Below are 25,623 nucleotides of genomic sequence, written 5' to 3' on the forward strand. Positions count from 1 at the left end.
CCTGACGGCGGCTCACTTTTGAAAAGCGCAAAAGTAAGCAAAACGCTCATGCCCCACCACTCGGCACCTCGCCTAGGCTCGGTGGGCCAGCGTGGTTTAACGGGGCGCCTGAGATCAAGATCAAAAGCAGGTCAAGATCAAGAGCGGCTCGCTGCGCATCGTAGTTACGGTTGGGGGCTACAGAGTTGTGTAAATGCCTATGCCTATGCTGGGTGGGTTTGTGAGCCATTAGTTTTTACCCCAGTGGAGCCATCTGATGCCAGACAACTCGTCACGCCTCGTCTACCGCGCACCTGTTCCAGAAGACCTGGAACAGTTATTCGCCATCTTCGGCGATCCCCGGACCAACCTGTTCAATCCTGCCGGCCCTATGGCCGGTATCGAGGACGCCCGGCGCCTGCTGGGCCGATGGATCGAGCAGTGGTCCTGCGAGGGCTACGGCTGGTGGGCGATTGCGCGGCGCGAGAGCCCCGAGCAGATCATCGGTTTCGGCGGCATTGCACCGCTCGACTATCTGACCGTGCGGCGCATCAACCTCGGTTATCGATTTGCCGTGCAAGCCTGGGGGCAGGGCTATGCCACCGAGGTCGGACGCGATGCCCTGGCGCTGGCGTTCGATACACTGAGTGTGCCAGAAGTGTTCGGACTGGTAAGACCCGATCACGCGGCGTCTATCCGGGTTTTGAAAAAAATCGGCATGCAGCCATTCGGTCTGCTGGACGACGTGCCCGGCCAAGCCCCTAGTCTGGTAATGCGCATTTGTCATCCTACAACTGTAACTGCCTGAAGTTCTTTCAGCCCCGGTAGAGCCTGGCTGACAGCAATCTTTGAGATTGACACTGTCAGAGCGTACCGATATAAAAGTCATGGTTGTACGACGACATATGACGTTGCATATGTCCTGCCTAACAAAAATAAAAAAGTGATGCCATGAATCTGAACGAGCCCATCAGTGCCCATCGTGTTGGCCAGGCGGTCGGCAGCTATCGCTGGACGATCTGCGCGATGCTGTTTTTTGCCACGACCGTCAACTACCTCGACCGTCAGGTGCTCAGCCTGCTGGCGCCGCAGTTGTCGACGCAATTTGGCTGGAGCAATACCGATTACGCCAACATCGCGGCGGTGTTCCAGTTTGTCTACGCGATTTCCATGCTGTTCGCCGGGCGCTTTGTCGACAGGATCGGCACCAAGGCCGCTTACATCGTGGCGATCGTTATCTGGTCCACCGGCGCGATCATGCATGCGTTCTCGGTGCAGATGGGCGAGGGCATTGCGGCCGTCAGCACGGCCATCGGCCTGGCGGTGATTCCGGTGTCGATTGCCGGTTTCATGCTGTCACGCGCGGTGCTGGCGATTGGTGAGGCGGGCAACTTTCCCATCGCGATCAAGGCCACGGCCGAGTACTTCCCCAAGAAAGAACGCTCTTTTGCCACCGGCATCTTCAACTCGGGGGCCAACGTGGGCGCGATCCTGGCGCCGATCTGTGTGCCCTTGATAGCCGGCATGTGGGGTTGGGAAGCGGCTTTCATGGTCATCGGCATGCTGGGTTTTGTGTGGGTGGCGGTCTGGGCCACCGTGTACGAAAAACCGGAGCAGCAAAAGCGTCTGTCGGCCGCAGAATTGGCCTACATTCGCAGTGATCAGGCCGCACAACCCTTGGCGCCAACCCCTACGGGCCCTGCGGGCGCAACCGCAAAAAAAGTCTCATGGTTCAAGTTGCTGACCTATCGTCAGACTTGGGCCTTTGCCTTCGGCAAGTTCATGACCGACGGTGTGTGGTGGTTCTTCCTGTTCTGGCTGCCCACGTTCCTGTCGGCGCAGTACGGCATGAAGGGCGCCGATATCGTGATGCCCCTGGCCGTGCTGTACAGCATGACCATGGTCGGCAGTATCGGTGGCGGCTGGTTTCCCAGCTATTTCATGGCGCGGGGCGATGCGCCGTATGACGGCCGCATGAAAGCCATGCTGGTGATCGCGCTGTTCCCGCTGGTGGTGTTGCTGGCGCAACCGCTGGGCTACATCAGCTTCTGGGTTCCGGTCTTGCTGATCGGCGTGGGGGCCTCGGCGCACCAGGCGTGGTCGTGCAATATTTTCACCACGGTGTCGGACATGTTCCCGCAGAAGACCGTCGCGTCGGTGGTCGGTATCGGCGGCATGGCCGGCGGCCTGGGCGGCGTGGTGATGACCAAGATCGGCGGCTGGGTCTTTGACTACTACAAGTCCGTCAATGACATCCACACCGGCTACATGATCATGTTCGCAATCTGTGCCCTGGCGTACCTGGTGGCGTGGAGCGTGATGAAGGCGCTGGTGCCGCGCCACAAGGAAATCACTGATCTGTAGCGCTGCCTTGAAACGTAGCATCGGCCAGAATGATCCGAACTGACATCACGACACCGACCAGCACTGCGGCCAGCCCTGCCGTTTCCATGGGGGTTGGCCAACGCTGATGAAACCAGAGCCCGAGCAGCGTGGCGAACAAGGACTCAAGGGCAATCAATTGGCCGCTGAGTACCATGGGCAGGCGCCGCGTCGCCGCATTCCAGGCCCAGGCACCGACGACGGTGGACATCACGGCAATCACCAGGCTCCAGGCATACAGCGCCCATGCCTGGCTCCAGCCGGCGCCAAGGGTTGGCAACCGCAACAGGCCTGTCGCGTATGTCCACGGGAGGATGAACAGCGCTGCGGCACCGGCGCCCGTCAGCATCAGGGCGGTCCACAGGCCTGTCACGTGGGCAGGCAGGTGCGCCATCTGCTTCTGGTTGATCACGCTGAAGCCCAACCATAAGGCTACCGCGCCCAAGGAAAAAAACAGCCCGGCCAGCCAGGATTGGGGGCTTAGCGAGGCCTGGTGGAGGCTGCTGATATTGGTCAGCAACAGCCCCAGCGTGATACAGCTCAATGGCATCACCAATAGGCGCCAGCGCAGGGTCTTATGGCCGGCATTGCCGATCAGCGCCAGCAGCACCGGTACCATTCCAACAAAAGCCGGCGTCAACACCGGGCCGCCGAGTATCACGCCGGCAGCGATGCATACGCCATAACCCAGGCAGCCCCATGCGCCCAGCACTGCCGCGAGCAGGCATTGGCCGGGGCTCAGCGCAGGCAGTTGCGCGCGGCACAGGATTACCCCGGCTACGCCCAATCCGCCGGCCATCAGGAAGCGCACGCTCATCAGGTCGTAGACGCTGTACGCGCCCGTGACATAGGGCGCAATGAAATTCAGCGCCCAGCCGAGCGTGGCGATGATGGCGAATATCACGCCGGCGACTACAGAGGTGTGGGAAGTGCGCATCAGGCGGGTCCATGAAGTGATGGGGTCCATGGTGCCCAGCCACGCGGGTGTGCTACAAACGAGTTCTCGGTCCTGAATACATAACCTGAGATTATGAATCTACTTGGAAAAACCCTACCGCCTCTTGCCAGTCTGTTGCCGTTTGAAGCCGCAGCGCGCCTGGAGAGTTTTTCCCGGGCGGCCGATGAGTTGCACATCACCCAGGCCGCTGTCAGCCGGCAGATACGCGGGCTGGAAGATAATCTGGGGGTGAAGCTGTTTTATCGACGCAACCGTGCGGTGTTCCTGACTCGGGAGGGGCGTGAGTTGGGGCGGGTGGTCAGCCTTGCGTTGCAAAGCATCAGTGAGGGAGCGGCCAGCCTGAGGGCGTCCCCGCAGCGCAATCGGGTGGTGCTGCTGTGCCAGTTGTGCGAGGCGTTTTATTGGTTGATGCCGCGCCTGGCGACATTCCACCAGCAATATCCGCAGATTGAAATCCAGGTGGTGACGTGCACGCGGCCGATCACGCAGTTCAATGACCCTTTCGATGTCGCCCTGCAAAGTACCCGGCGCGCCAGTGGCGCCCATGCGCTGATGTTTACCGCCTGCGACGAGGTTTTCCCGGTGTGCAGTCCCGCTTACCTGTGCCCGGAACAACCGCTGGCGCTGCCTGAATTGGCGACCTGCACGTTTTTGCACCACAGCAGCGAACCTCCGCACCTGATGGAGTGGGATGAGTGGCTGAAGGCGTTCGGTCAGTCATTGGCCCGTGATGCGCGCGGCGTCACGTTCGACAGCTACCCGCTGATGTTGCAGGCCGCCGTGGAAGGGCACGGTATGGCCATGGGCTGGCGTCGTACCGCAAGCAGGTTGATTGAAAGTGGGGCATTGATCAGGCCCTGTGCCGAAAGCGTGTTTTTGCCAGAGGCTATTTCGGTGTACAGGCAGCAAGGGGCAGGTAATCGGGATGAGGTGGTGGCATTGCTGGCCTGGCTCGAGGCGCAGTTGCAGAGTGACGGCTGACAGGGGTGCGCGATGGCCCCTGTCAGTCAGTTAAGCGTACACCGTCCTCTGTAGGAGCGAGCTTGCTCGCGAAAAACTCACAGGCACCGCGTTCATCCAGAAAATACGCGTTATCGTCGACGTTCTTCGCGAGCAAGCTCGCTCCTACAAAGAGCCTTAAAGTCCCGGTTATTGATTGCGCGTAACACGCCACACCGTGTTGGCCAAATCATCGGCAATGATCAGCGCGCCTTTCGGATCGACTGTCACGCCCACCGGACGCCCACGGGTTTTGCCGTCGTCACCGCGAAAGCCGGTGGCGAAGTCGACAGGCTCGCCGGCCGGTTTGCCGTTGCTGAAGGGTACGAAAATCACTTTGTAGCCCACCGGATTGTCACGGTTCCAACTGCCGTGTTCGCCAACGAATACGCCGTCGGCGAATTTTTCGCCCATGGCCGGGATGGAGAAATCCACGCCGAGCGCGGCGACGTGGGAACCCAGGCTGTAATCCGGTTTGATCGCCGAGGCGACCTTGGCCGGGTTCTGCGGTTGCGCACGCGGGTCCACATTCTGGCCCCAGTAGCTGTAGGGCCAGCCGTAGAAAGCGCCTTCGCGTACCGAACTGAGGTAGTCCGGCACCAGGTCCGGGCCCAATTCATCGCGTTCGTTGACCACGGTCCACAACTGCCCCGAGCCGGGCTGGATAGTCAGGGCCGTGGGGTTGCGCAGGCCGGTTGCGTAGGGCCTGTGCGCACCAGTGGCGGCGTCGATCTGCCAGACCATCGCCCGGTCGATTTCCACTTCCATGCCGCGCTCGGTGATGTTGCTGTTGGAGCCGATCCCGACGTAGAGCTGGCGTCCGTCCGCGCTCACGGCCAGGGATTTGGTCCAGTGATGATTGATTTGCGCCGGCAGGTCGGTGACTTTGGTCGGAGCGCCGCTGGCCTTGGTCTGGCCGTCGGCGTAGTCGAAGCGCACCAGCGCATCCTGGTTGGCCACGTACAGTTTGCCATCGGCGTACGCCAGGCCGTAGGGCGCATTGAGGTTATCGGCGAACACTGTCTTGAGTTCGTAGGTGCCGTCGCCGTCAGCGTCGCGCAACAGGGTGATGCGGTTGCCGCTCTTGACCTTGGTATTGCCCTCGGCCTTGATCAGGCTGGCGATCACGTCCTTGGGCTTGAGCTTGGCCGCGCTGCCGCCACGGCCTTCGGCGACGAGGATATCGCCGTTGGGCAGGACCAGGGTCTGGCGCGGGATGGCCAGGTCGGTGGCGATGGCGGTGATGCTGTAACCCTCTGGCACCTTGGGCTTCTGATCGCCCCAGGCGACCGGCTCGGCGATCTTCATGCTTGGCAGCAGGCTGCTTTGTTGCGCCGGCAGCTTGGGATCGGGGCCGTGGGCCTGGGTCTTGTCGCCTTCGCCGCCGCAGGCGCTCAGCAACAACGCTGCGCTTAACAGGGTCAATGTGCGGGTGGTTTTCATTGGGCAGCTCCCGAGCGCAGGTTAGTCAGGCCGATCCATGTCGCCAGCATCGCCAGCAGGGTGACGACTGCCGACAGCACCAGGCCGGTCGGCATCATGGCGTAGGCATCCTTGGCGTGCTGGAAAGCGTTGATCAGTCCCAACAGCCACGCGGCCAGCAGCAACACGAAGTAAGCGGCAGGACGACCCGCCTTGCGTTCGGCGCGCAGCAGATTGACCAGGGCGAACAACAGGGCAAATCCACTGAAGACCAACGCACCGGCGATCAGCCATGAGGCGAAGTTGGCCCATTGAATCTGGTAAGTCTGGCCATAGGCAATGTCACTGAGCAGGGCGCCCAGGAACAGCGGCACGCTGCCGGCGAGCAATGTCGCATGCAGCGGGCCTGGTGTGCAGCGATAGGTGGGGAGGGTGGTCATGGGCGATGCAGCTCCTTATCGTTCGACGGGCCTGGTGGCGATGGCTTTGCATAGGAAAGGAGCTTGCTGCGTGTGAGAAAGTTCACTGAGGGTTCGTGTCCGAATGTTTATCGAACCAGTCGGCGTAGGGTGTGTTCACCACGTTATAGCGGTTGAAATCCGGGCTGCCATCCGTCCACCACACCGGCCCGCGCTCACCGAGCGCGACCTTCGCGCGCTGTACCTGCTCGCGGGCCTGCTTCAACTGCTGTGTGTCGCCAGAGGCCTTGGCCGCCTTGACGGCACGCCGTGCATCCATCAACGCATCCACCCAGCGCTGGCGTGTGGGTTCATCCAGCGCCGGGTTGGTGCGCCGCCAGAGTCGGCCCTTGAGCACGAAATAGCGGCCATCCGGGGTGTCAATCATGGTGCCAGCGCAGCACCCGCAGCACGCCCCACATCATCGACATCACAATCGCCAGCCAACCGGCGAACAGGCTGAAGAGTGTCATTGCAAGGTTCATAACCACCTCCATAACGTCGTCGTTTCAATGTTGTCGTGCAATAGGTGACCCCGCTGCGCACGCAGGATTCAACCGGATTGACCGAATGAACCCTTGGCGGCCTGCATCGCCTAAGCCTCTATAATCTTCCCGATGGCATATCACCAGGCGCTCCCATGACCCACCCCCGCATCGGCTTTGCATGCCAATACAGGCATCCCGAACGACTCCCGTCCGCCAGCGCCCTGAAGGCAATCGAAGGCCCGTTCAACCCGCGTACCACCACCTTGCGCTGGATGGACGGCGTCGAACCGCAGGTGGCCCGCGATAAACTGGTCGAGGTGGTCACGCACAATCTCGCCGCCCAATTGCGTCTGCTGGCCTACGTCGCCGAACTGCCGCCGACCTTGCGCATGCTGCGCCTGAGCAGTGACCTGTTGCCGTTCTACAGCCACCCGAAAGTCGCGGCTGTGTATCAGGACCCTGCCATCGCGCGCCAGTTGCAGGACGGCTTTGCCTCCATCGGCGAGCTGGCGCGGGCCTCGGATATCCGCCTGTCGTTCCATCCCGGCCAGTATTGCGTGCTGGGCTCGGAAAACCCCGGCGTGGTGGAAAACAGCCTGGCCGAGTTCGAATACCACGCCGACATGATCCGCATGATGGGTTACGGCCGCCGCTTCCAGGACCTCAAATGCAACGTGCATATCGCCGGCCGGCTGGGGGTGGCGGGTACCCGCGCGGTGTGGTCGCGCCTGTCCGAAGTGGCGCGCAACTGCATCACTTTCGAGAACGATGAAAAGACTTACGGCCTGGACCATTGTCTGCAAGTCGCCGACCTGGCGCCGGTGGTACTGGATATTCACCATTGCTGGATCAACGAGGACGAGTACATCGACCCGCACTCGCCCCGCGTCGCCAGGGTCATCGACAGCTGGCGCGGCGTGCGGCCGACCCTGCATTACTCCCAGCCCCAGGAAAGCCTGCAGGCCCTCGGGTTTGACGCCGAGCACAAACTGGAAATGTCCGCCTTGTTGAAGGTGGTTTCCAAGCGCGACCTCTACGGTCACAGCGCGCAAATGTGGAACCGCTGGACTAACGACTACGCGCTGCAGTTTCTGGATCGCTTTGACATCATGCTCGAAGCCAAGGACAAGAACGTCGCGGCCCTGGCGTTCCATGGGTATTGGCAGAGCCAATCGGCGTGAACCATGGCATGCTTCACGGCCTGACAAAAGGAACCGTCCCATGGCTACCCTGCACCTGCTCTGCGGCAAGATCGCGTCCGGCAAATCCACCCTTGCCGGACGTCTTGCCACCGATCACGCCGCTGTCCTGCTCAGCGAAGACCACTGGCTCGCGACGCTGTATCCCGGCCAGATCCAGACGATTGCCGATTACCTGACCTGTGCCCGGCAGATTCGCGGTGTGGTGGGGCCGCTGGTGATTGATCTGCTGGCGTCCGGCGTCAACGTGGTGCTGGATTTTCCGGCCAACACCCTGGCCAATCGCGAATGGCTGCTCAGCCTGGCGCAGGCCGCCCAGGCAGCGCATTGCCTGCATTACCTGGAACTGGATGACGCCACCTGTCGTGCGCGGCTGCACGCACGCAACGCCCGCGGCGAGCATGATTTTGCCGCGACCGACGCCGAGTTCGACCTGATTACCCGCCACTTTTGCGTGCCGAGTGAGGAGGAGGGGTTGGTGATTGAGGTGCATCGGCCGTGAGCGCTGAATGTCCTATCGGTGTTGACGTCGAGGGCCACATTGTCACCGTCGATGCCGTCCCTGTGCAGCCCGAGTTCGAGCCTTTATTGAAGGATGTGTTGGCGACGCTTTCACAGCCTGCATTCGGCCTGGAGGGTATCTACCTGTACGGCAGTGTCGCCCGGGGTGATGCCAATGCCGAAGCGTCCGACCTCGATCTCACCCTGGTCCTGCGTGATCCACCCCAGGCAGCGGTGCTTGAACAACTCGAACGGGCGCGGCTGGCACTGGAACAGCGGCATTCCTGTATCAGCAAAATCGATTTCGACATCGGCCATCGCGCGCAGGTATTGGCGCCGGAAAACCACAATCGCTGGGGCTTCTGGATCAAGCACCATTGCCGATGTGTGTGGGGCGATGACCTCGGATTGCGGTTCGAGCCATTCCGGCCAAGCCGAGACATCGCCCTGGCGCTCAACGGTGATTTTGCGCAGGTGTTGTCCCGCTATCGCGCGTCTATCCTGCAGGCCGCGAACCCACCGCAGCGCCTGCACTTGCAGCGCGAAGCCGCACGCAAGTTGATCCGCTCCACGCATACGCTGCGTTCACCCGACGCACTGATGTGGCCGCAAACGCTGGAGGAGCATGTAGCGATGTTCACCCAGCGTTATCCCACCAGGGTCGCGCAAATCGCGTATTTTCTCTTTGAGGCCAGAAACCCGAGCGCCGAGTGCGCGGCATTTTTGCAGCGTCTTGACGCTTTTGTTGAGTGGATGGCGTCGCAGTCGGAATAAACCTATACCCGAGCGCAAGGCAGGCCGCCGATTGGTCGTCACACCGGCAGCAACCCCGCCTCCTGATAGCTCTCGACCAGTTCATCAAACAAACCGATATCCGCACGTGTGCGCGCAATCAATTGCGCGCCGGCGACAGCCGTGTAGATCGCGCGGGCGCGGCGCTGGCAGGTTTCTGTGTCGCCCAGTTCCAGCTCAATGAGGCGTGCGGCGAGCCACGCTACGTTGATATCGGCGAACGCGACGATTTCTTTTTTGACCGGCTCGGGCAAGTCCTGGTACTCGGCCGCCATAAAGCTGGACAGGCACAGCCGGTTGCCGTTTTCGAGTGAGGTCCGAAAAATGCTCGGATAGCGCCGCAGGCTGTCGCGCGGGTCAGGGGTTTCGCGGTGGATGGCTTCGAGCACGCCGGCGGTGTCTTCCCAATAGCGTTTGGCTACCGCCGCGCCAAGCTCGGCTTTGCTGGGGAAGTGGTAATAGATACTGGCGTTCTTGATCCCCACCGTTTCGCCGATGCTGCGAAAGTTGATGCCGCTGTAGCCGAAATGCTGCGCGGCGATTTTGGCGGCTTCCAGAATGGCTTCCCGGGCGTTCTCGCTCACGTATTGAGTCCTCGTGGGTTGGCGACAGGGGGTCGATTCTACGCGCAAATTATTTTACCTGCCAACTGACAGGTAGAGGTTGACAGCTACGGATAAAGCTCGCAATCTTTACCTACCACTTGACAGGTAGGCAGATAAACCATGACTTCTCAGCAAACACAGTCCACGAGCGCCCAAGACCCCGTGCTTAAAATCTACGATTGGTATAACGGGCCTTATCCGGCGCGTGTTCGAATCGCCCTGGCCGAAAAAGGGCTGCTCGCACACACCGAATTCGTCTCTATTAATCTGTGGGAAGGCAAGCACAAGCAGCCGGCTTTCCTCGCTTTGAACTACTCCGGAACCTTGCCGGTACTGGCGTTGCAGGACGGGACTTTGATCGCTGAGTGCACAGCCATCACCCAATACCTCGACGTACTGGACGGCAACCCGCTGCTCACCGGCAGCACGCCCAAGGAGCAAGGCCTCATCCATATGATGACGCGGCGTGCGGAAATTGAAGTGATGGATGCGGTCAGCGTCTACTTTCACCACGCCACACCGGGGCTGGGGCCTGAGGTTGAGCTGTACCAGAACGCGGAATGGGGCGAGCGTATGCGTGACAAGGCGGTAAGGGGCATGCGCCACTTCGACGCCATCCTCAAGACCCGGCCGTTCGTGGCGGGCGAGGCGTTTTCGATGGCCGACATTGCCCTGCTGGGCGGCCTGATCTTCGCGGCGTTGGTCAAGCTGGCCGTGCCTGCGGAATGTGAAGCGCTGCATGCCTGGCACGCGACGATGAACGAGCGCGCCAGCGTCAAGGTCTGGCGAGCGATGGTGCAGGAGGGCGATCTGCAGAACTGAAACGGCGGACACGCCTGATACCAGGCAAGCGTCGTAGGACACAGGTGATTGCCCATCCGCACACGGAACCGCTACCCTCGGGTTTGACCTCCCCAACCACCGACCGTAACAGTGAGTCACGGTCTGCACCGAATCAGGACGATGAACGACTACTCTCTGAAGCTTGCCAACTACTGGCGAAACTCGTTGGCCGACGCGGAAAACGGCAACGGTGCCTTGTCCCCCAGCCATGTCAAAACCTACGCGGTCATACCTTTGGCCGCCCTGGCCGCCGGTTGTCTGCCGGCTGAGCAGGTGGAACTCCTGTTCGCCGACGAACCGGCGCAACGGCTCCACGTGGATATCACGCTGCGCCCGTTTGTGTATGCCTCGCGCCAGGAACACCGCATGGCGCGCAGAGGGCTGCCGGCCTTTATCACACCGATCATTTGTCGAGTGTCGGTCACCCGCGACGGGCTGATCTATCCGACCGGTCCCACGCTGGTACCCCGCGACATCCTGGAACCGTTGGACCGCGACAATTTCACCATTGGCGCTCAACCTGACCTGGACAGGTTTTTAACCGCGCAAGACGCACCCCGATTCGAAGTGCCGGCCCCCGGCACAGAGGTGCAGCAGGACGAATATCGCGACAAATGGCTCACCTACCTGCGCTACTGCAAGACGATGTTCCAAACGGTGTGCAACGCCTGGAATGGCGCAGACGACGGTTTCGATCCGGCCAGCTTTTGCTACGTGTTCAAGGAGCAGAAGGCGGACGGTTTCAGTCGCAATATCGTTGCGCTATACGATCACCTGCGCCTCGCCAAACCCGAGGCGCCGTTGTTCGAGCGCTTTGCACAACGTGAACCCACGCCCGATGAACCCTGCCTGCCGGCCAATGGCCTGTTCACCGGACGAGGCGGGCATGCCGGTGACGAATACGCGCTGGCGCCGGCCCAACGCGACAGTCTCGCGCACCTGCTGGTGGGTAACACCGGGGATATCCTCGCGGTCAACGGGCCGCCGGGCACTGGCAAGACCACGCTGCTGTTGTCCGTGGTCGCGTCGCTCTGGGCCAGGGCCGCCGCCGAGGGCGGCGAGCCGCCGGTGATTGTCGCCAGTTCGACGAACAACCAGGCGGTCACCAACATCATCAAGGCGTTCGGTAAGGACTTCTCCGAAGGCACTGGCCCCTTTGCAGGGCGCTGGCTTCCCGATATCAGCAGCTTTGGCGCCTACTTTCCGACGGCCTCGGCGGAAGCGGAGATGGCCCGCACCTACCAGACCAAGAGCTTTTACCTGGCGCTGGAGACGCAGGCCTACGTCGATAAAGCGCAGCAGGCTTATCTGGAGCGCGCCGCCATCGCTTTTCCAGGACAGTCACAGCCCACGCTCAAGAGCACCGTAGACGCGCTTCAGGCCAGGGTTCGCCTGCGTTTGCAGCAGCTCAGTGATATCGAGCAGGGATGGGCCCGATTGCGGGTGGCGCGCGACGCCCTCAAGGCCGTGCTGGGCGATGATCCACAGGCGGCGGTCGCGGGTCTAGACGCTCAACTGCGGGCACATTCGGAGCGGCTGACCAATGCCAAGGCACGTCTGAAAGATTTCAGGCATTACCTGGCCCATGAGTCGCTGGTGTATACGCTGTTCGGTTGGTTCGGCCCGATTGCCGCCAAGCGCCTGCGTCTGGCCAAACTGCACATCGACGAGGCTGACGTACAGTTGCAGGAGGCCACCGATGTGCATGACATCGAGCGCCGGTTGACGGCCGCTGTGGCGCATCACGCACAAAGCCTGAAAACCCTCGAAACCCAGCGTGAGCGTGTGGAGCAACTGCTGCGCGGCGAACAGCGTGAACTGTTGAACTGGCAGACGGTGATTGGCCGGTTACCCCAGGCGGCCGGCAAGCCCGCCGCCCAGGTGACCCTGGAAGACTGCGATCGCTGGGCGGACACCTCGTTGCGCTTCGAGACCTTCCTGTTGACCACGCATTACTGGGAAGGGCGGTGGCTGTTGGAAGTCATCGACGAGCTGCCGCTGATTCTCAAGAGCCGCAACAAAACCGGGCGCAAGACGTTGGAAAAAAACTGGCGCCGCTGGATGAAGCTCACGCCTTGCGTCGTCGCGACGTTCTACCGGCTGCCCGCAGAGCTGTCGTGCAAGCGCCATGACGGCAATGGTTATGTCGACGATTACGCGCTGAATTTCATCGACCTGCTGATCGTAGACGAAGCCGGCCAGGTGCTGCCCGAGGTGGCGGCGCCGTCGTTCGCCCTCGCGCGGCAAGCGCTGGTGATTGGCGACACGCAGCAGATCGAGCCCATCTGGTCGGTGCCGCCGGCGGTGGATATCGGTAATCTGCTCGCCACCGGCCTGCTGTCGCGCAGCCGCGTGGACGATGAGTACGAGGCCTTTTGTGACAGTGGACGCAGCGCCGCCAGTGGCAGCGTCATGGCGATTGCACAGTCCACCAGCCGCTATCACTACGACCGCGACCTGGCGCGCGGCCTTTACCTGTACGAACACCGCCGGTGTTATGACTCGATCATCGATTACTGCAACGCGCTCTGCTACAAGGGCAAGCTGCAACCACGGCGCGGCGCCAAACCCGACGGCGGGCTGCCGGGGCTGGGGTACCTGCATATCGACGGGATCTGTCAGCAAAAGCAGGGCGGCAGCCGCCATAACCTGCTGGAAGCCCAGACCATCGCCGCCTGGATCAAGGCCCATGAACAGCCACTCACTGAGCGCTACGGCAAGGAACTCTGGGAAATCCTCGGGGTGATTACCCCATTTGGTGCCCAGACCCAGGCCATTACTGACGCGTGCAGCGCGCTGGGTATTCGTACCGGCAAAGGCGACGGCGAACTCACAGTGGGCACCGTGCACTCCTTCCAGGGCGCCGAACGGCCAGTGGTGATTTTTTCCGCTGTGTACTCCAAGCATGCCGACGGGCCTTTTATCGACCGCCGCGCCAGCATGTTGAACGTGGCCGTTTCCCGCGCCAAAGACAGTTTCCTGGTGTTCGGCGACATGGACCTGTTCAGCCAGATACCCGCCAGCAAACCCCGTGGACGTCTGGCGCAGTACCTGCTGAACAGCCCGGAAAATGAGCTCACGTTCGACTTCCAACCCCGGGCGGATTTGCTCACGGTGCGCACCGGCTTGAGCCACCTGCATGAGTTTGCCGAGCATGATCGGTTCCTGTTGCGAACCCTGGAAACTGCGCGTCAGCAGGTGCAGATTGTCACGCCGTGGGTCAAGTTGCGCGGGATGCGCGAAAGCGGTGCCTTGGACGCGATGGGCGACACCGTGCAGCGAGGCGTGCCGGTGACGGTCTACACTGACCTGCGCTTCAACACCGAAGGTAAACCGGCCAAGGCCGCTTACTTTCAGGATGCAATCGCAGCGCTGAAAAACCATGCCGTGCAGGTGCACGTGGTTAACAAGGTACACAGCAAGCTGGTAATGGCCGATGAGGAACTGCTGTGTGTCGGCTCATTCAACTGGCTGAGCGCTGCACGCTCGGGCGATTTTGTGCACCATGAAACGTCAATGGTCTACCACGGGCCGGACGTCAGCAGCGAGCTGGCGATCAACCGCAAGAGCCTGGCGCAACGCCTGAGCTCAAGCCAGCCCTAGTCCCGCGCAACGCTATGCCAGCGGCCACAGGCTGTTGGCATAGCGCTACCGATCAGCAGCCCAAGCGCAAAACCCTGCGACTTCCCGGCGAAAATCTTCATAATAGCGGCCATTTTGTTTAGCCCGTTATTCTGGTGTGCCCGCATGGAAATTAAGGTCAACTTTCTCGACAACCTTCGGCTTGAAGCCAAGTTCGATGATTTCACGGTGATTGCCGACCAGCCGATTCGCTACAAGGGCGACGGTTCGGCGCCGGGGCCATTCGATTATTTCCTGGCTTCGTCGGCGTTGTGTGCGGCGTACTTCGTGAAGCTGTACTGCGCCACGCGCAATATCCCCACGGACAATATTCGCCTGTCGCAGAACAACATCGTCGACCCGGAAAACCGCTACAACCAGATCTTCAAGATCCAGATCGAGCTGCCGGCGGACATTTCCGACAAGGACCGTCAAGGCATCCTGCGTTCCATCGACCGTTGCACCGTGAAAAAAGTAGTGCAGGCCGGGCCTGAGTTTGTGATCGAGCAAGTGGACAACCTCGACGCCGACGCCCAGGCGCTGTTGATGCCCAACTCGACGTCGGAGGCGGGCACCTACATCGCAGGCAAGGACCTGCCGCTGGAGCAGACCATCGCCAATATGTCGGCGATCCTGGCGGGCCTGGGCATGAAGATCGAGATCGCCTCGTGGCGCAACATCGTGCCCAACGTCTGGTCGCTGCATGTGCGCGATGCCCACTCGCCGATGTGTTTTACCAACGGCAAGGGCGCGACGAAGGAGGGCGCGCTGGCGTCGGCACTGGGCGAGTTTATCGAGCGGCTCAACTGTAACTTCTTCTACAACGATCAGTTCTGGGGCGAAGAGCTGGCCAATGCACCGTTCGTGCATTACCCGGATGAGCGCTGGTTCCAGCCGGGTCCGAACGACGAGCTGCCGAGTGAGATCCTTGACGCCTACTGCCGCAAGGTCTACGACCGCGAAGGCGAGCTGCGCGGTTCGCACCTGTTCGACACCAACTCGGGTAACGAAGCGCGGGGCATTGTCTCGCTGCCGTTCGTGCGTCAGTCCGATGGCGAGGTGGTGTATTTCCCCTCCAACCTGATCGAAAACCTCTACCTGAGCAACGGCATGAGCGCCGGCAACACCTTGGCCGAAGCCCAGGTGCAGTGCCTGTCGGAGATTTTCGAGCGGGCGGTGAAGCGCGAAATCATCGAAGGCGAATTTGCCCTGCCGGACGTACCCGCCGACGTGTTGGCCAAATACCCTGGCATCCTTGCCGGTATTGAAGGCCTGGAGGCCCAGGGCTTCCCGGTGCTGGTCAAGGATGCGTCCCTGGGCGGTGAATTTCCGGTGATGTGCGTGACCCTGATGAACCCGCGCACCGGCGGTGTATTCGCCTCGTTCGGCGCGCACCCAAGCTTTGAAGTGGCGCTGGAGCGCAGCCTCACCGAACTGCTGCAAGGCCGCAGCTTCGAAGGCCTGAACGACTTGCCGCAGCCGACCTTCGAAGGCCAGGCGGTCACCGAGCCGAACAACTTCGTCGAGCACTTTATCGACTCCAGCGGTGTGGTGTCGTGGCGCTTCTTCAGCGCCCGGTCGGACTACGAATTCGTCGAGTGGGACTTCTCCGGCCACGGCGAAGACTCCAATGCCCAGGAGGCCGCGACGCTGTTCGGTATCCTGGAAGGCATGGGCAAAGAGTCGTACATGGCGGTTTACCAACACCTGGGCGCCACCGCCTGCCGCATCCTGGTGCCGGATTATTCGGAAATCTACCCGGTGGACGACCTGATCTGGGACAACACCAACAAGGCGCTGTTTTTCCGCGAAGACATCCTCAACCTGCACCGCCTTGATGAGGACGCGTTGCAGGCCTTGGTCGAGCGCCTGATCGAAAGCGAGCTGGACGACTACACCGATATCACCACCCTGATCGGCATCGAGTTCGACGACAACACCGCGTGGGGGCAACTGACCATTCTGGAACTGAAACTGCTGATCTTCCTGGCCTTGAAGCAGTACGAAGAGGCCAAGGAGTGCGTGGAAATGTTCCTGCAGTACAACGACAACACCGTCGAGCGTGGGCTGTTCTACCAGGCGATGAATGCGGTGCTGGAAATGGAACTGGACGACGACCTGGAGCTGGCCGACTACGAAGCCAACTTCCGGCGCATGTTCGGCAATGAGCGCATGGACGCAGTGATCGGCTCGGTCGAGGGCAGTGTGCGCTTCTACGGGCTGACACCGACCAGCACGAAGCTGGAAGGGCTGGACCGGCATTTGCGCTTGATCGACAGCTACAAGAAACTGCACAGCGCACGGGCCAACATCACCCAGGCCTGATTAGCACAACCAATGTGGGAGGGGGCTTGCTCCCGATAACGGTGGGTCAGTGGCCAATAAGCTGGCTGACATACCGCCATCGGGGGCAAGCCCCCTCCCACAGTTTGATTGGTGTTTGAGGTTAGATGTTTGCCAGGGCCTGGGGCCAGATTTGCCTGCGCCGCCTAACCTCAGTTGATTAGCACAACCCGTGTGGGAGGGGGCAAGCCCCCTCCCACAGTTTGATTGGTGTTTGAGGTTAGATGTGTGTCAGGGCTTGGGCCAGATCTGCGCGCAAATCCTCTACATCTTCAACCCCCACCGACAAGCGCACCAACCCATCCCCAATCCCCAACTGCGCCCGCGTTGCCGCCGGGATGCTCGCGTGGGTCATGATCGCCGGGTGTTCGATCAGGCTTTCCACGCCACCCAGGCTCTCGGCCAGGGCGAAGATTTTTACGTTTTCCAGAAAGCGTGTGGCGCCCGCCAGGTCGCTGTTCAGGTCCACCGAAATCATCCCGCCAAACCCGCGCATCTGCCGTTTGGCCAACTCGTGCTGCGGGTGGGATTCAAGGCCTGGGTAGTACACCCGCGCCACCTGCGGCTGCTGTTCCAGCCAGGTCGCCAGTTCCAGCGCGTTGCTGCAATGGCGCTCCATGCGCAGGGCCAGAGTTTTCACGCCGCGCAGGGTCAGGAATGCATCGAAGGGCCCGGCGATGGCGCCCACCGAATTTTGCAGAAAGCCCAGGCGTTCGGCCAATTCCGGGTTATCGCCAACAACGGCGATGCCGCCGATCACATCCGAGTGGCCGTTCAGGTACTTGGTGGTGGAGTGCACGACGATATCGCACCCCAGCTCCAGTGGGCGCTGGATCCACGGGCTGGCGAAGGTGTTGTCGGCCACACACAGAATGCCGCGCGCACGGCACACGCGGGCAATGGCGCTGAGGTCGGTGAGGCTGAGCAGCGGGTTGCTCGGCGTTTCGACCCAGACCATGCGCGTGTCGTCTTGCAGCGCCGCTTCGAAGGCCGACACGTCACTCAAGTCTACGTAGCTGAACCTGTGCCCGGCACTGCGCTGGCGCACCTTGTCGAACAGGCGGAAGGTGCCTCCATACAGGTCATTGCCGGAAACGATATGCGCACCGGCATCGAGCAACTCCAGCACCGTGGAAATCGCCGCCAGCCCGGAGGCAAACGCGAAGGCCTGAGTGCCGCCTTCAAGGTCGGCCACGCAACGCTCCAGCGCAAAGCGCGTGGGGTTGTGGGAGCGCCCGTAGTCAAAGCCTTTGTGCACGCCAGGGCTGTCTTGCAGGTAGGTGGAGTTGGCATAGATCGGCGGCATCAGCGCGCCCGTGGTCGGGTCGGGGGACTGTCCGGCATGGATCACACGGGTGGCAAACGCGCTTTTATCGGACTGGCTCATGCAAGGGATCTCCGTAAATGGTTGAGCAGGTCGACGCGGGTGATCAGGCCATGGAAGCCCGAGGCGTCGGCAATGATTGCGACCAGGCCGCGATCCAGTTCCGCCTGCAGTTCGGCCAAGCTGGCGCCGGGGGCCAGGGTGTGCGGGGTGCGGGTCATGGCGCTGGCCACGCTCATGGAAAAGTGCGTGGCGTCCTGATGCAGGCCCAGCAGCAGGTCGGATTCATCGATAACGCCCGCCAGTTGCTTGCCGTCGATCAATACCGGCAGTTGCGAGACATCCGCCAGGCGCATGCGCTGGAAGGCGGTGAGCAGGGTGTCGTCGGGGCTGACGCTGATCACCCGGCCATCTTCGAAACGGCGGGCGATCAGGTCGCGCAGGTCGCCGTAGTGCTTGTACTGCAACAGCCCGGCGTCGTTCATCCATTGGTCGTTGTAGACCTTGGACAGGTAGCGCGTGCCGGTGTCGCACACGAACGTCACCACGCGCTTGGGCTCGGTTTGCTCGCGGCAATAGCGCAGCGCGGCGGCGAGCAGGGTGCCGGTGGACGAACCGCCAAGGATGCCTTCGGCCTTGAGCAGTTGGCGGGCATGGTCGAAGCTTTCTTCATCGCTGATGGAGTAGGCGTGGCGCACGCTGGACAGGTCGGCAATCGACGGAATGAAATCCTCACCGATGCCTTCCACGGCCCAGGAACCAGGAGTTTCAAGCCGACCGCTGCGGCTGTACTCGGCCATCACCGAACCCACCGGGTCGGCGAGCACCATGGCCAGTTCGGGCTGCACGCGCTTAAAAAAGCGGGTCAGGCCGGTGAGGGTGCCGGCCGAGCCGACGCCCACCACAATCGCATCGACATCATGCTGGGTCTGCGCCCAGATCTCCGGTGCGGTGCTGGTTTCATGGGCCAGCGGGTTGGCCGGGTTGTTGAACTGGTCGGCAAAGAACGAACCCGGAATATCCTTGGCCAGGCGCGCGGCCACGTCCTGGTAATACTCGGGATGCCCCTTGCCCACATCGGAGCGGGTGATATGCACCTCGGCGCCCATGGCCTTGAGGTGCAGCACTTTTTCCGTGGACATCTTGTCCGACACCACCAGCACCACCCGATAGCCCTTGGCCCGACCGACCAGCGCCAGGCCCAGGCCGGTGTTGCCGGCGGTGGCTTCGATAATGGTGCCGCCAGGGAGCAGGCGACCGTCGCGCTCGGCGGCGTCGATCATGGCCAGGCCGATACGGTCCTTGATGGAACCACCGGGGTTTTGCGATTCAAGCTTGAGAAACAGCGTGCAGGGGCCGGTGTCGAAGCGGCTGACCTTGACCAGCGGCGTGTTACCAATCAGTTCAAGTACGGCGGGGCGGGAGAGGGTAGGCATGTCGTCACCTGGGTTGCGGGATGGGCACAGGGCGGGGCACAGCAAATCACAGCATGGCTTGAAACATAGGCCGCTATCGCCAGGCCCGCAACCGAGCGGTCCGATGCATGACTTTTTTTGGCGCATGGGCGATGGGGCAGCGCAAAATCGCGATTGCGATGCAGATCAACTGTGGGAGCGCACGAGCTTTAGCGAGGCCGCGATGGCGGCGGCACTGCTGGCATTTAGGTTACCTGACCCACCGCCATCGCGGCCTCGCTAAAGCTCGAGCGCTCCCACAAAAATCAGCGCCTGGCAATGGCCGCTTCGATGGCGGCAATGTCAATTTTGGTCATGGTCATCATCGCCTCGAACGCACGCTTGGCGACGCCCGGGTCTTTACTGGCGACCGCATCGACCAGCACCCGCGGCGAGATCTGCCACGACAACCCCCACTTGTCCTTGCACCAACCGCACGCGCTTGCCTGCCCACCGTTGTCGATGATGGCATGCCACAACCGGTCAGTTTCCTCCTGGTCATCCGTCGACACCTGAAAGGAAAACGCTTCACTGTGCTTGAATATCGGGCCGCCATTGAGGCCTACGCAGGGGGTCCCCAGAACCGTGAAATCCACCGTCAGAACATCGCCCTGTTTGCCGGCTGGGTAGTCGCCGGGTGCAAGGTGCACCGCCTTCACCTCGCTATTCGGAAACGTTTGGGCGTAGAAGTTTGCCGCCTCCAACGCATCGCCGTTGTACCAGAGGCAGATGGTATTTTTGTTGTTCATTGCAGACTCCCGGGTTGATAGGCGTGTGAAGTCTAGACCATGGTCCCGCCTTGTCGGCGCGCGTTCCCTTCACAACTGCTCAGCGATCGCGGCCTTGTCAATCACCGACCAGACGCGAGCGAATTTCCCGTCGACGCATTCATAGAACACGTTCTCGTCGAACACCACCGTCTTGCCATTGATCGGCAGCCCGAAAAATTCACCCCTGGGGCTGACCCGAAAGTTCAGCCGACTGGCGACCGTCGGCGGGTCGGCAACCAGCAACTGAATGCGGAACACCAGGTCGGGAATTTCCCGGAAGTCTCGCTCCAGCATCGCCCGGTAACCGTCCAGGCCGACCGGGCTTGCGTTGTAGGTGACATCGGGGTGGACAAAATCACCCAGGTGCTGCCAATCCTGGCGATTCAGACAATCGATATAGCGTTTGTAGAAGCGGGCGAGTGGGTCGCGGGTCATGGGCTACTCTCTTCGGTTAAACGCGCTCATCCACTATCGTCGGCAAATGGATGCCTGCGCAAGTGCGTGAACCCTTACGCCGCGAACGCCAGCCCAACCCCAGCACCATCAGCAAACCCAGCCCTGCCATCAACGCACCGGCCAGGGAAATGGCCGGATAGCCGAGCCCGGCGTTGATCACCGCGCCACCCACTGCCGCGCCAATCGCGTTGCCGAAGTTGAACGCACCGATATTCATTGCCGAGGCCAGGTTGGGTGCAGCTTTAGCCGCTTCCATCACGCGCATCTGCAACGGCGGCACCAGGGCAAAACTGGCGGCGCCCCACAGCAGGATCGACAGTGCGGCAGGCAGCGGCCATTGCATCAGCACCGAGAAAGCCAGCAGCACGGCGATCAGCACCACCAGCGATGTGATGAGCGTGCGGTCCACCGAGCGGTCCGCAGACTTGCCGCCCCACACGTTGCCCAGGGTCAGCCCGATACCGAACAGCACGAGCATGCCAGTGACGAAGTTAGTCGATGCGTGGGTGACATCCCGCAAAATCGGCGCGATGTAAGTGAATACCGTAAACATTGCACTGGAGCCCACCACCGTCAGCGCCAATGCGGCCAGCACCGGCCCGCGACCCAGCACACGAATCTCCGCCATCAGGCTGCCGCCTTTCGGCGCGGGCGCATTCGGCAATGCCCACCATAGCGCCGCCATCACCACCGCACCCAGCCCGCTGATGCCCCAGAATGCCGTGCGCCAGCCAAAGTTCTCACCAAACCAGGTCGCCAGCGGCACGCCCCCGATGGTGGCCAGGGTCAGCCCCAGAAACATCGCCGCGACCGCACCCGCGCGTTTTTCCGGCGCTACCACACTCGCCGCCACGATCGCGCCAATGCCGAAGAACGCTCCGTGATTGAGCGACGTCACCAGCCTGGCAATCATCAAGGTCTGGTAATTGGTCGCCAGCGCCGACAGCAAATTACCCAAGGTGAAAATCGCCATCAGCCCGATCAGCAGATAGCGGCGCGGCACCCTGGCCGTCGCCAGCGTCATGATCGGGGCGCCAATCAACACGCCCATGGCGTAGGCACTCACCAACAGCCCGGCGGCGGGAATGGAAACGCCAAGATCGGCGGCAATACCGGGCAACATGCCCATGGGTGCAAACTCTGTGACCCCGATGCCAAAGGCACCGACGGACAACGCTACAAGGGGTGGATTGATACGCATGGGTGACTCCTCATCTGTGTGCCGAATGCTACAATCCAGGCTTTTAAAGCAGTAGCCCTCGATGGGGAACTACACCTTTGCGCAGGAGGCAAAAATGGACATGGGCGGCCGCTCCGGCGAGATGGAAGTGTTCACCCTGGTCGCCGAACACGGCAGCCTGTCCGGCGCGGCGCGCGCCCTGGGGCTGACGCCTTCGTCCATCAGCCGCATCATCACCCGCACCGAACAGCGCATCGGCACCCGGCTACTGCTGCGCACCACCCGCGCCATCACCTTCACCGCCGAAGGCGAAGCCTACCTGCGCGGCGCCCGGCGCATCCTCGCGGACATGGCCGAAGTCGAAGACGCCATCACCGACCAGGGCACCCCACGCGGCCGCCTGCGAGTCAGCGCAGCACTGGCCCATGGCCGCATGACCATCGTCCCACTGATCGCCGCCTTCAGCTCCCGCTATCCCGCCATCGTGGTCGACCTGATGCTCGGCGATGAAGTGGTGGACATCCTCAGCGGCCAGGCAGACGTGGCCATCCGCTTCGGCCCACTCCCCGACAGCCCCTTGACCGCCCGGCACATCGGCTCAACCGGCGAAGTCATCGTCGCTTCCCCGGACTACCTGGCCCGGCACGGCACCCCGGTGACACCGCATGATCTACTTGAACACAACTGCCTGCGCTTCAACTTCCGTCGGGCGGCTCCCGACTGGCCGTTTCGCATGGACGGGCGGGAGTTTTCGCTGAAGGTGGCGGGAACGATTGAAGGGAACAGCGGCGAGGCCTTGGCGCAATTGGCGAAGCTGGGGGCGGGAATTGCGCGGGTAGGGACGTTCAGCGTGGCGCAGGATCTTGAACGCGGCGACCTGGTACCGTTGCTGGAGGCTTATAACCCGGGGGATGTGGAGCCGATTCATGCGGTGTTTGTGGGCGGCACGGCGATGCCGGCGCGGGTGAGGGCGTTTGTGGATTTTTTGGTGGAGCGGCATGGGGGGTGACGATATCCCTGGCTGTATCGCTTAGCGGATAGTTGGTATATGTCGGTAAGGCCGGGGGCTACGGTGATCATTCGTGACGCCAGGGCCGGCGAAGAACTGCGCAGTGAAAGTCCATATCACTGCCGTTGAACCATAAAAAAGGGATTTTCATGAGAACGTTTCTGATCGCAGGCCTGGCCTTAGCCATGAGCGGCTGCGGCAATATTTCCAACATCCGTGCTTACTCCACGGCCTATGTTGAACCCGCCTCAGGTGATACCGCGCGCTTGCGTATCATCACCAATGGCATGGCGCGTGGCGTGCCGGGCCGCGACTGCATCGACTGGCGCGTTCCCGGCGCCGGGGTGATGGCCGTGTCCGAATCCGGCTTTGCCGATCAAAATAATGGTCGCAGCCTGGGCATGCCCGAGAGCAACCGCCGAGTGGAAGGGCAAGCGCTGGCGCGTACCGAGTTGAAAGTGCCGGCGGGCAAACCTTTCGCGATGAACTTCCAGAGTGAAGGCTACGCCTCCGGCGGCTATTCCTATAGTTGCCGGCAAAGCTTTCGTTTCACCCCGCAGGTGGGTGAGGACTATGAGCTGATCCTGTTGGAGAGCGGCCAGTGCCTGGTCGCGTTGCAACGCTTGAATGCAACGGGGAAACCGGAAAACGAGACGGTTGAGAAGGCAGGGCTCTGTAGAGCGATGGATGTTTTTTAGTTCAGTACGCCCGTACTCATTACAGTAACGGGCGGCTTCTGGCCAGCTGAGGGGCTTTGGGGCGTTGGTTGCTTTGAACTGGTCAGACCGTCGAAAGAGCAATCGCTTTTTCCAAGACCGCTTGTAACATCTGGTCCGGTGATTGTTCCTTGTTAAAGAAGCTCGGGGAGAATTTATCAGAGTTATTTTCAGTCGATTGCCTGAGCAGGGCGAGCGGCCCCGATTGTCCTAACTGCTCTTGGTAAAGACTTTTTATACTGTCCCTAAAGCCATCAGGGTATGCCGCTTTCTCGACCGCTGGAAGATCATCGAAATAGTCCATGATGCCTTTGAAGATTTCACTGTTGTCACCGCCGTTTGTTATATTGGCATACAACTTGGAAAAATAGGTTTCATCTTGCTTACTAAGCTCCCCATAAGCGGCATATCGTTCTGCATCCGTATAGGTTCCTGAATCATCATAAACAATATTGCTTAGCCCGTTTCGGGCCATACCTTCAAATGGGTTTGGAAGTTTTTCGGGGGGGCGCTTAGAAAGCCCAATTGCGTAATCCAGTGACTGCTGACCTAACGCCAAACGGGCAGGGTCGTCTGTTTTGGGAAGTAGATCCTCATTATTAAGATTCCCGCCAGCAATCCGCTGCCCGAAATTGTACACATCGCTCTGAGCTTTTGCATATTGTCCTTTTAAATCCCTATTGGACATAGAGGCTTGTTTGTTATCAGCGTTACTTAATGCGTAAAGCGCCCGTGCAGAATCGGAGATTGTGATGGTTTCCGTCGTCTTGGGGGGGGCATCCCCTGAAGGTAAATTTACAGGGTTGGACGAAGGAAGCTTCTCTTGTGTAGAAACCTTTGCCTGTGTACTGGCTTGATACGATTTGATCGAAATATCCATGGTGATACTCCATGCGCTGAAGATAGCTCGAAAGCTATCTTCAGCTAGGTGCCTATACAAATGTCGGATTATTTGATTTCAAATTCGACAGTGTAGTTATAGGGAGGCGCCGATTGAATTGCTGTGATAGTGGCGTTGCAAGTAGCGTTATCGGAGCCAGCGCTAGTGCCCATTTTAGTCCAGCTAGGAGCTTTAGTCGTTGGATTGACTTTGTGGCTTGCTGCAAAACGACATTTCTTATTACCTGACGTATAGACGAATCGCATTCCTGAAACCGTATCCGCGACACTGGTCAGGGCAAATGTTGTCGTTGCAGAAGGCAGAATCGTACTTGGGGTGGGCGCTACACTCCCTGAAAAGTACTCGAAAGTGTACGCGGCTGGACCGGTCGTAGAGTTCTTCACCTTTACGGTGACGATTGTTCCTGCTTGGGCAGATGCAATCATAGAGGCGAATAGAGTTGCTGCCCCGAACAGTTTAGCGAATCTCATAAATATCCCTTTAATTTGATAATCACTATGACTCTTGTCCTTGCGCGTCGTCTTGTATAGAAAAGACAGCAAGACTCAACCTCTATAACGGCAGGTGACCAGAATTCTTTAAGCCAAGGGTTGCCTTTTTGACACATCGGATGAATAACGAACTCACAACCTGCAGGAACTAACACATATCCAGCCTGCAACCCTTAAATTTCAATAGCTTGCGCAGTGGTGCCAGTTGCAGCAACCGGCTATCACAGTCTGGACCCAAAGCTGACGGAGGCGACAGGCGGCAATCGGCCAAAAAAGGTCACTTCGTATCATTCGAAATGTCAGAGTCGTAGAGAATACGAGCATCGCGAAAACCTTCAGCGTTCTCTGCCACCCACATCCACAGTGGAATCATCTGCGCTAGCAGGCCTCGCCCAAGCTCGGATAATTCGTAGTCGACACGTGGCGGCACCTCGTTGTAATCCTGGCGTATTACCAAGCCGTCTCTTTCCAACTGGCGCAAGCTACGGGTCAACATCCGTTGCGTCACGCCGCTCATGCGCCTGGCTATCTCTGCATGCCGCAGCCGTCCCGCCACACCTAGTGTATGGACGATTCCCAGCGACCAGCGATTACCAGCATGGCTGAGAACTTCTCGCTTCAGACCATCATCTTCTGTGCTGAGCGCTTCGCACGCAGCTTGCGACTGCCTAATGATTTCTTCGGTATCCATGCGCCCCTCAGGATCAATCGTGTACCTACTTATGGGCAGGC

The 25,623-nt window shown here is 60.6% G+C and carries 24 protein-coding genes; 11 read left to right on the top strand and 13 right to left on the bottom strand.

The genetic code is table 11. The annotated features are described in order from the left end of the window. Window positions 1-256 precede the first annotated feature (256 nt). Complete coding sequence (locus tag BFP93_RS11595) at window positions 257-787, top strand: GNAT family N-acetyltransferase (RefSeq protein ID WP_065893195.1); 531 nt, start codon at window positions 257-259, stop codon at window positions 785-787. A gap of 143 nt (window positions 788-930) precedes the next feature. Then, window positions 931-2,343: an MFS transporter gene (locus tag BFP93_RS11600; RefSeq protein WP_065893196.1), complete on the top strand. Its 1,413-nt coding sequence runs from the start codon at window positions 931-933 to the stop codon at window positions 2,341-2,343. Here the strand turns inward: BFP93_RS11600 and BFP93_RS11605 are convergent. Continuing rightward, window positions 2,330-3,298 (bottom strand): DMT family transporter, encoded by a 969-nt coding sequence (locus BFP93_RS11605; protein WP_065893198.1) that lies wholly within the window; start codon window positions 3,296-3,298, stop codon window positions 2,330-2,332. The genes BFP93_RS11600 and BFP93_RS11605 overlap by 14 nt on opposite strands. A 93-nt stretch (window positions 3,299-3,391) precedes the next feature. Between BFP93_RS11605 and BFP93_RS11610 the strand changes: the two genes are divergently transcribed. Beyond that, window positions 3,392-4,300 (top strand): LysR substrate-binding domain-containing protein, encoded by a 909-nt coding sequence (locus BFP93_RS11610; RefSeq protein WP_065893199.1) that lies wholly within the window; start codon window positions 3,392-3,394, stop codon window positions 4,298-4,300. A gap of 168 nt (window positions 4,301-4,468) precedes the next feature. Here BFP93_RS11610 and BFP93_RS11615 read toward each other — a convergent pair whose 3' ends face one another. The 3 genes from BFP93_RS11615 to BFP93_RS11625 all read right to left on the bottom strand — a co-directional run bounded on the left by BFP93_RS11615 (window position 4,469) and on the right by BFP93_RS11625 (window position 6,586). Then, complete coding sequence (locus BFP93_RS11615) at window positions 4,469-5,761, bottom strand: PQQ-dependent sugar dehydrogenase (RefSeq protein ID WP_065893201.1); 1,293 nt, start codon at window positions 5,759-5,761, stop codon at window positions 4,469-4,471. Beyond that, entirely contained in the window at window positions 5,758-6,180 is a 423-nt protein-coding gene (locus BFP93_RS11620; RefSeq protein ID WP_065893202.1) for a DUF2231 domain-containing protein, read from the bottom strand. Before BFP93_RS11620 ends, BFP93_RS11615 begins: the two co-directional genes overlap by 4 nt. A gap of 82 nt (window positions 6,181-6,262) precedes the next feature. Beyond that, window positions 6,263-6,586 carry a hypothetical protein gene (locus BFP93_RS11625; RefSeq protein WP_065893205.1) on the bottom strand — a complete coding sequence of 108 codons (324 nt, stop codon included), beginning with the start codon at window positions 6,584-6,586 and terminating at the stop codon, window positions 6,263-6,265. A gap of 252 nt (window positions 6,587-6,838) precedes the next feature. Between BFP93_RS11625 and BFP93_RS11630 the strand changes: the two genes are divergently transcribed. From BFP93_RS11630 to BFP93_RS11640, 3 genes are read left to right on the top strand one after another with little or no spacing between them, the layout of a single operon-like run. Further along, window positions 6,839-7,867 carry a UV damage endonuclease UvsE gene (locus BFP93_RS11630; protein WP_065893207.1) on the top strand — a complete coding sequence of 343 codons (1,029 nt, stop codon included), beginning with the start codon at window positions 6,839-6,841 and terminating at the stop codon, window positions 7,865-7,867. A 40-nt stretch (window positions 7,868-7,907) separates the two neighbouring features. Next, window positions 7,908-8,387 (top strand): AAA family ATPase, encoded by a 480-nt coding sequence (locus BFP93_RS11635; protein ID WP_065893209.1) that lies wholly within the window; start codon window positions 7,908-7,910, stop codon window positions 8,385-8,387. After that, window positions 8,384-9,160, top strand: coding sequence for a nucleotidyltransferase domain-containing protein (locus tag BFP93_RS11640; RefSeq protein WP_065893212.1), 777 nt, complete (start codon window positions 8,384-8,386; stop codon window positions 9,158-9,160). Before BFP93_RS11635 ends, BFP93_RS11640 begins: the two co-directional genes overlap by 4 nt. A 38-nt stretch (window positions 9,161-9,198) precedes the next feature. Here BFP93_RS11640 and BFP93_RS11645 read toward each other — a convergent pair whose 3' ends face one another. Further along, window positions 9,199-9,762 (bottom strand): TetR/AcrR family transcriptional regulator, encoded by a 564-nt coding sequence (locus tag BFP93_RS11645; RefSeq protein ID WP_065893213.1) that lies wholly within the window; start codon window positions 9,760-9,762, stop codon window positions 9,199-9,201. Between the two features lie 141 nt (window positions 9,763-9,903). Here BFP93_RS11645 and BFP93_RS11650 point away from each other — a divergent pair, with 141 nt between their 5' ends. The 3 genes from BFP93_RS11650 (at window position 9,904) to BFP93_RS11660 (ending at window position 16,572) form a co-directional block, all read left to right on the top strand. Continuing rightward, complete coding sequence (locus tag BFP93_RS11650) at window positions 9,904-10,605, top strand: glutathione S-transferase (protein WP_065893214.1); 702 nt, start codon at window positions 9,904-9,906, stop codon at window positions 10,603-10,605. 141 nt (window positions 10,606-10,746) lie between these two features. After that, window positions 10,747-14,229 (top strand): AAA domain-containing protein, encoded by a 3,483-nt coding sequence (locus tag BFP93_RS11655; protein WP_065893215.1) that lies wholly within the window; start codon window positions 10,747-10,749, stop codon window positions 14,227-14,229. 144 nt (window positions 14,230-14,373) lie between these two features. Continuing rightward, window positions 14,374-16,572, top strand: a complete 2,199-nt coding sequence (locus BFP93_RS11660) for an OsmC domain/YcaO domain-containing protein (RefSeq protein WP_065893217.1) — start codon at window positions 14,374-14,376, stop codon at window positions 16,570-16,572. A 238-nt stretch (window positions 16,573-16,810) separates the two neighbouring features. On the opposite strand, the gene BFP93_RS11665 is transcribed toward BFP93_RS11660, so the two are convergent. The 5 genes from BFP93_RS11665 to BFP93_RS11685 all read right to left on the bottom strand — a co-directional run bounded on the left by BFP93_RS11665 (window position 16,811) and on the right by BFP93_RS11685 (window position 21,795). After that, entirely contained in the window at window positions 16,811-17,977 is a 1,167-nt protein-coding gene (locus tag BFP93_RS11665) for a cystathionine gamma-synthase (RefSeq protein WP_065893218.1), read from the bottom strand. After that, on the bottom strand, window positions 17,974-19,350 hold the full coding sequence (locus tag BFP93_RS11670; protein WP_065893220.1) for a pyridoxal-phosphate dependent enzyme: 1,377 nt from the start codon (window positions 19,348-19,350) through the stop codon (window positions 17,974-17,976). Before BFP93_RS11670 ends, BFP93_RS11665 begins: the two co-directional genes overlap by 4 nt. A 284-nt stretch (window positions 19,351-19,634) precedes the next feature. Further along, a complete protein-coding gene (locus BFP93_RS11675; protein ID WP_065893221.1) occupies window positions 19,635-20,117 on the bottom strand; it encodes a VOC family protein in 483 nt (160 codons plus the stop codon). Window positions 20,118-20,186: 69 nt separating this feature from the next. Beyond that, window positions 20,187-20,573 (bottom strand): ester cyclase, encoded by a 387-nt coding sequence (locus BFP93_RS11680; protein WP_065893223.1) that lies wholly within the window; start codon window positions 20,571-20,573, stop codon window positions 20,187-20,189. 16 nt (window positions 20,574-20,589) lie between these two features. Continuing rightward, window positions 20,590-21,795 carry an MFS transporter gene (locus BFP93_RS11685; protein ID WP_065887285.1) on the bottom strand — a complete coding sequence of 402 codons (1,206 nt, stop codon included), beginning with the start codon at window positions 21,793-21,795 and terminating at the stop codon, window positions 20,590-20,592. 94 nt (window positions 21,796-21,889) lie between these two features. On the opposite strand from BFP93_RS11685, the gene BFP93_RS11690 reads away from it, so the two are divergent. Both BFP93_RS11690 and BFP93_RS11695 read left to right on the top strand, forming a co-directional pair. After that, window positions 21,890-22,783 carry a LysR family transcriptional regulator gene (locus tag BFP93_RS11690; RefSeq protein WP_065893224.1) on the top strand — a complete coding sequence of 298 codons (894 nt, stop codon included), beginning with the start codon at window positions 21,890-21,892 and terminating at the stop codon, window positions 22,781-22,783. 149 nt (window positions 22,784-22,932) lie between these two features. Next, on the top strand, window positions 22,933-23,481 hold the full coding sequence (locus BFP93_RS11695) for a hypothetical protein (RefSeq protein ID WP_065893226.1): 549 nt from the start codon (window positions 22,933-22,935) through the stop codon (window positions 23,479-23,481). Between the two features lie 82 nt (window positions 23,482-23,563). Here the strand turns inward: BFP93_RS11695 and BFP93_RS11700 are convergent, their stop codons facing one another. The 3 genes from BFP93_RS11700 to BFP93_RS11705 all read right to left on the bottom strand — a co-directional run bounded on the left by BFP93_RS11700 (window position 23,564) and on the right by BFP93_RS11705 (window position 25,582). Then, a complete protein-coding gene (locus tag BFP93_RS11700) occupies window positions 23,564-24,379 on the bottom strand; it encodes a hypothetical protein (RefSeq protein ID WP_065893228.1) in 816 nt (271 codons plus the stop codon). Between the two features lie 68 nt (window positions 24,380-24,447). Further along, the gene (locus tag BFP93_RS27420) at window positions 24,448-24,942 is read right to left on the bottom strand and encodes a hypothetical protein (RefSeq protein WP_240998974.1); all 495 of its coding nucleotides are present in this window, start codon (window positions 24,940-24,942) and stop codon (window positions 24,448-24,450) included. Between the two features lie 226 nt (window positions 24,943-25,168). Continuing rightward, a complete protein-coding gene (locus tag BFP93_RS11705) occupies window positions 25,169-25,582 on the bottom strand; it encodes a winged helix-turn-helix transcriptional regulator (protein WP_065893229.1) in 414 nt (137 codons plus the stop codon). Window positions 25,583-25,623 lie beyond the last annotated feature (41 nt).

The organism is Pseudomonas sp. 44 R 15, from assembly GCF_900004965.1.
GTDB lineage: Bacteria > Pseudomonadota > Gammaproteobacteria > Pseudomonadales > Pseudomonadaceae > Aquipseudomonas > Aquipseudomonas orientalis_A.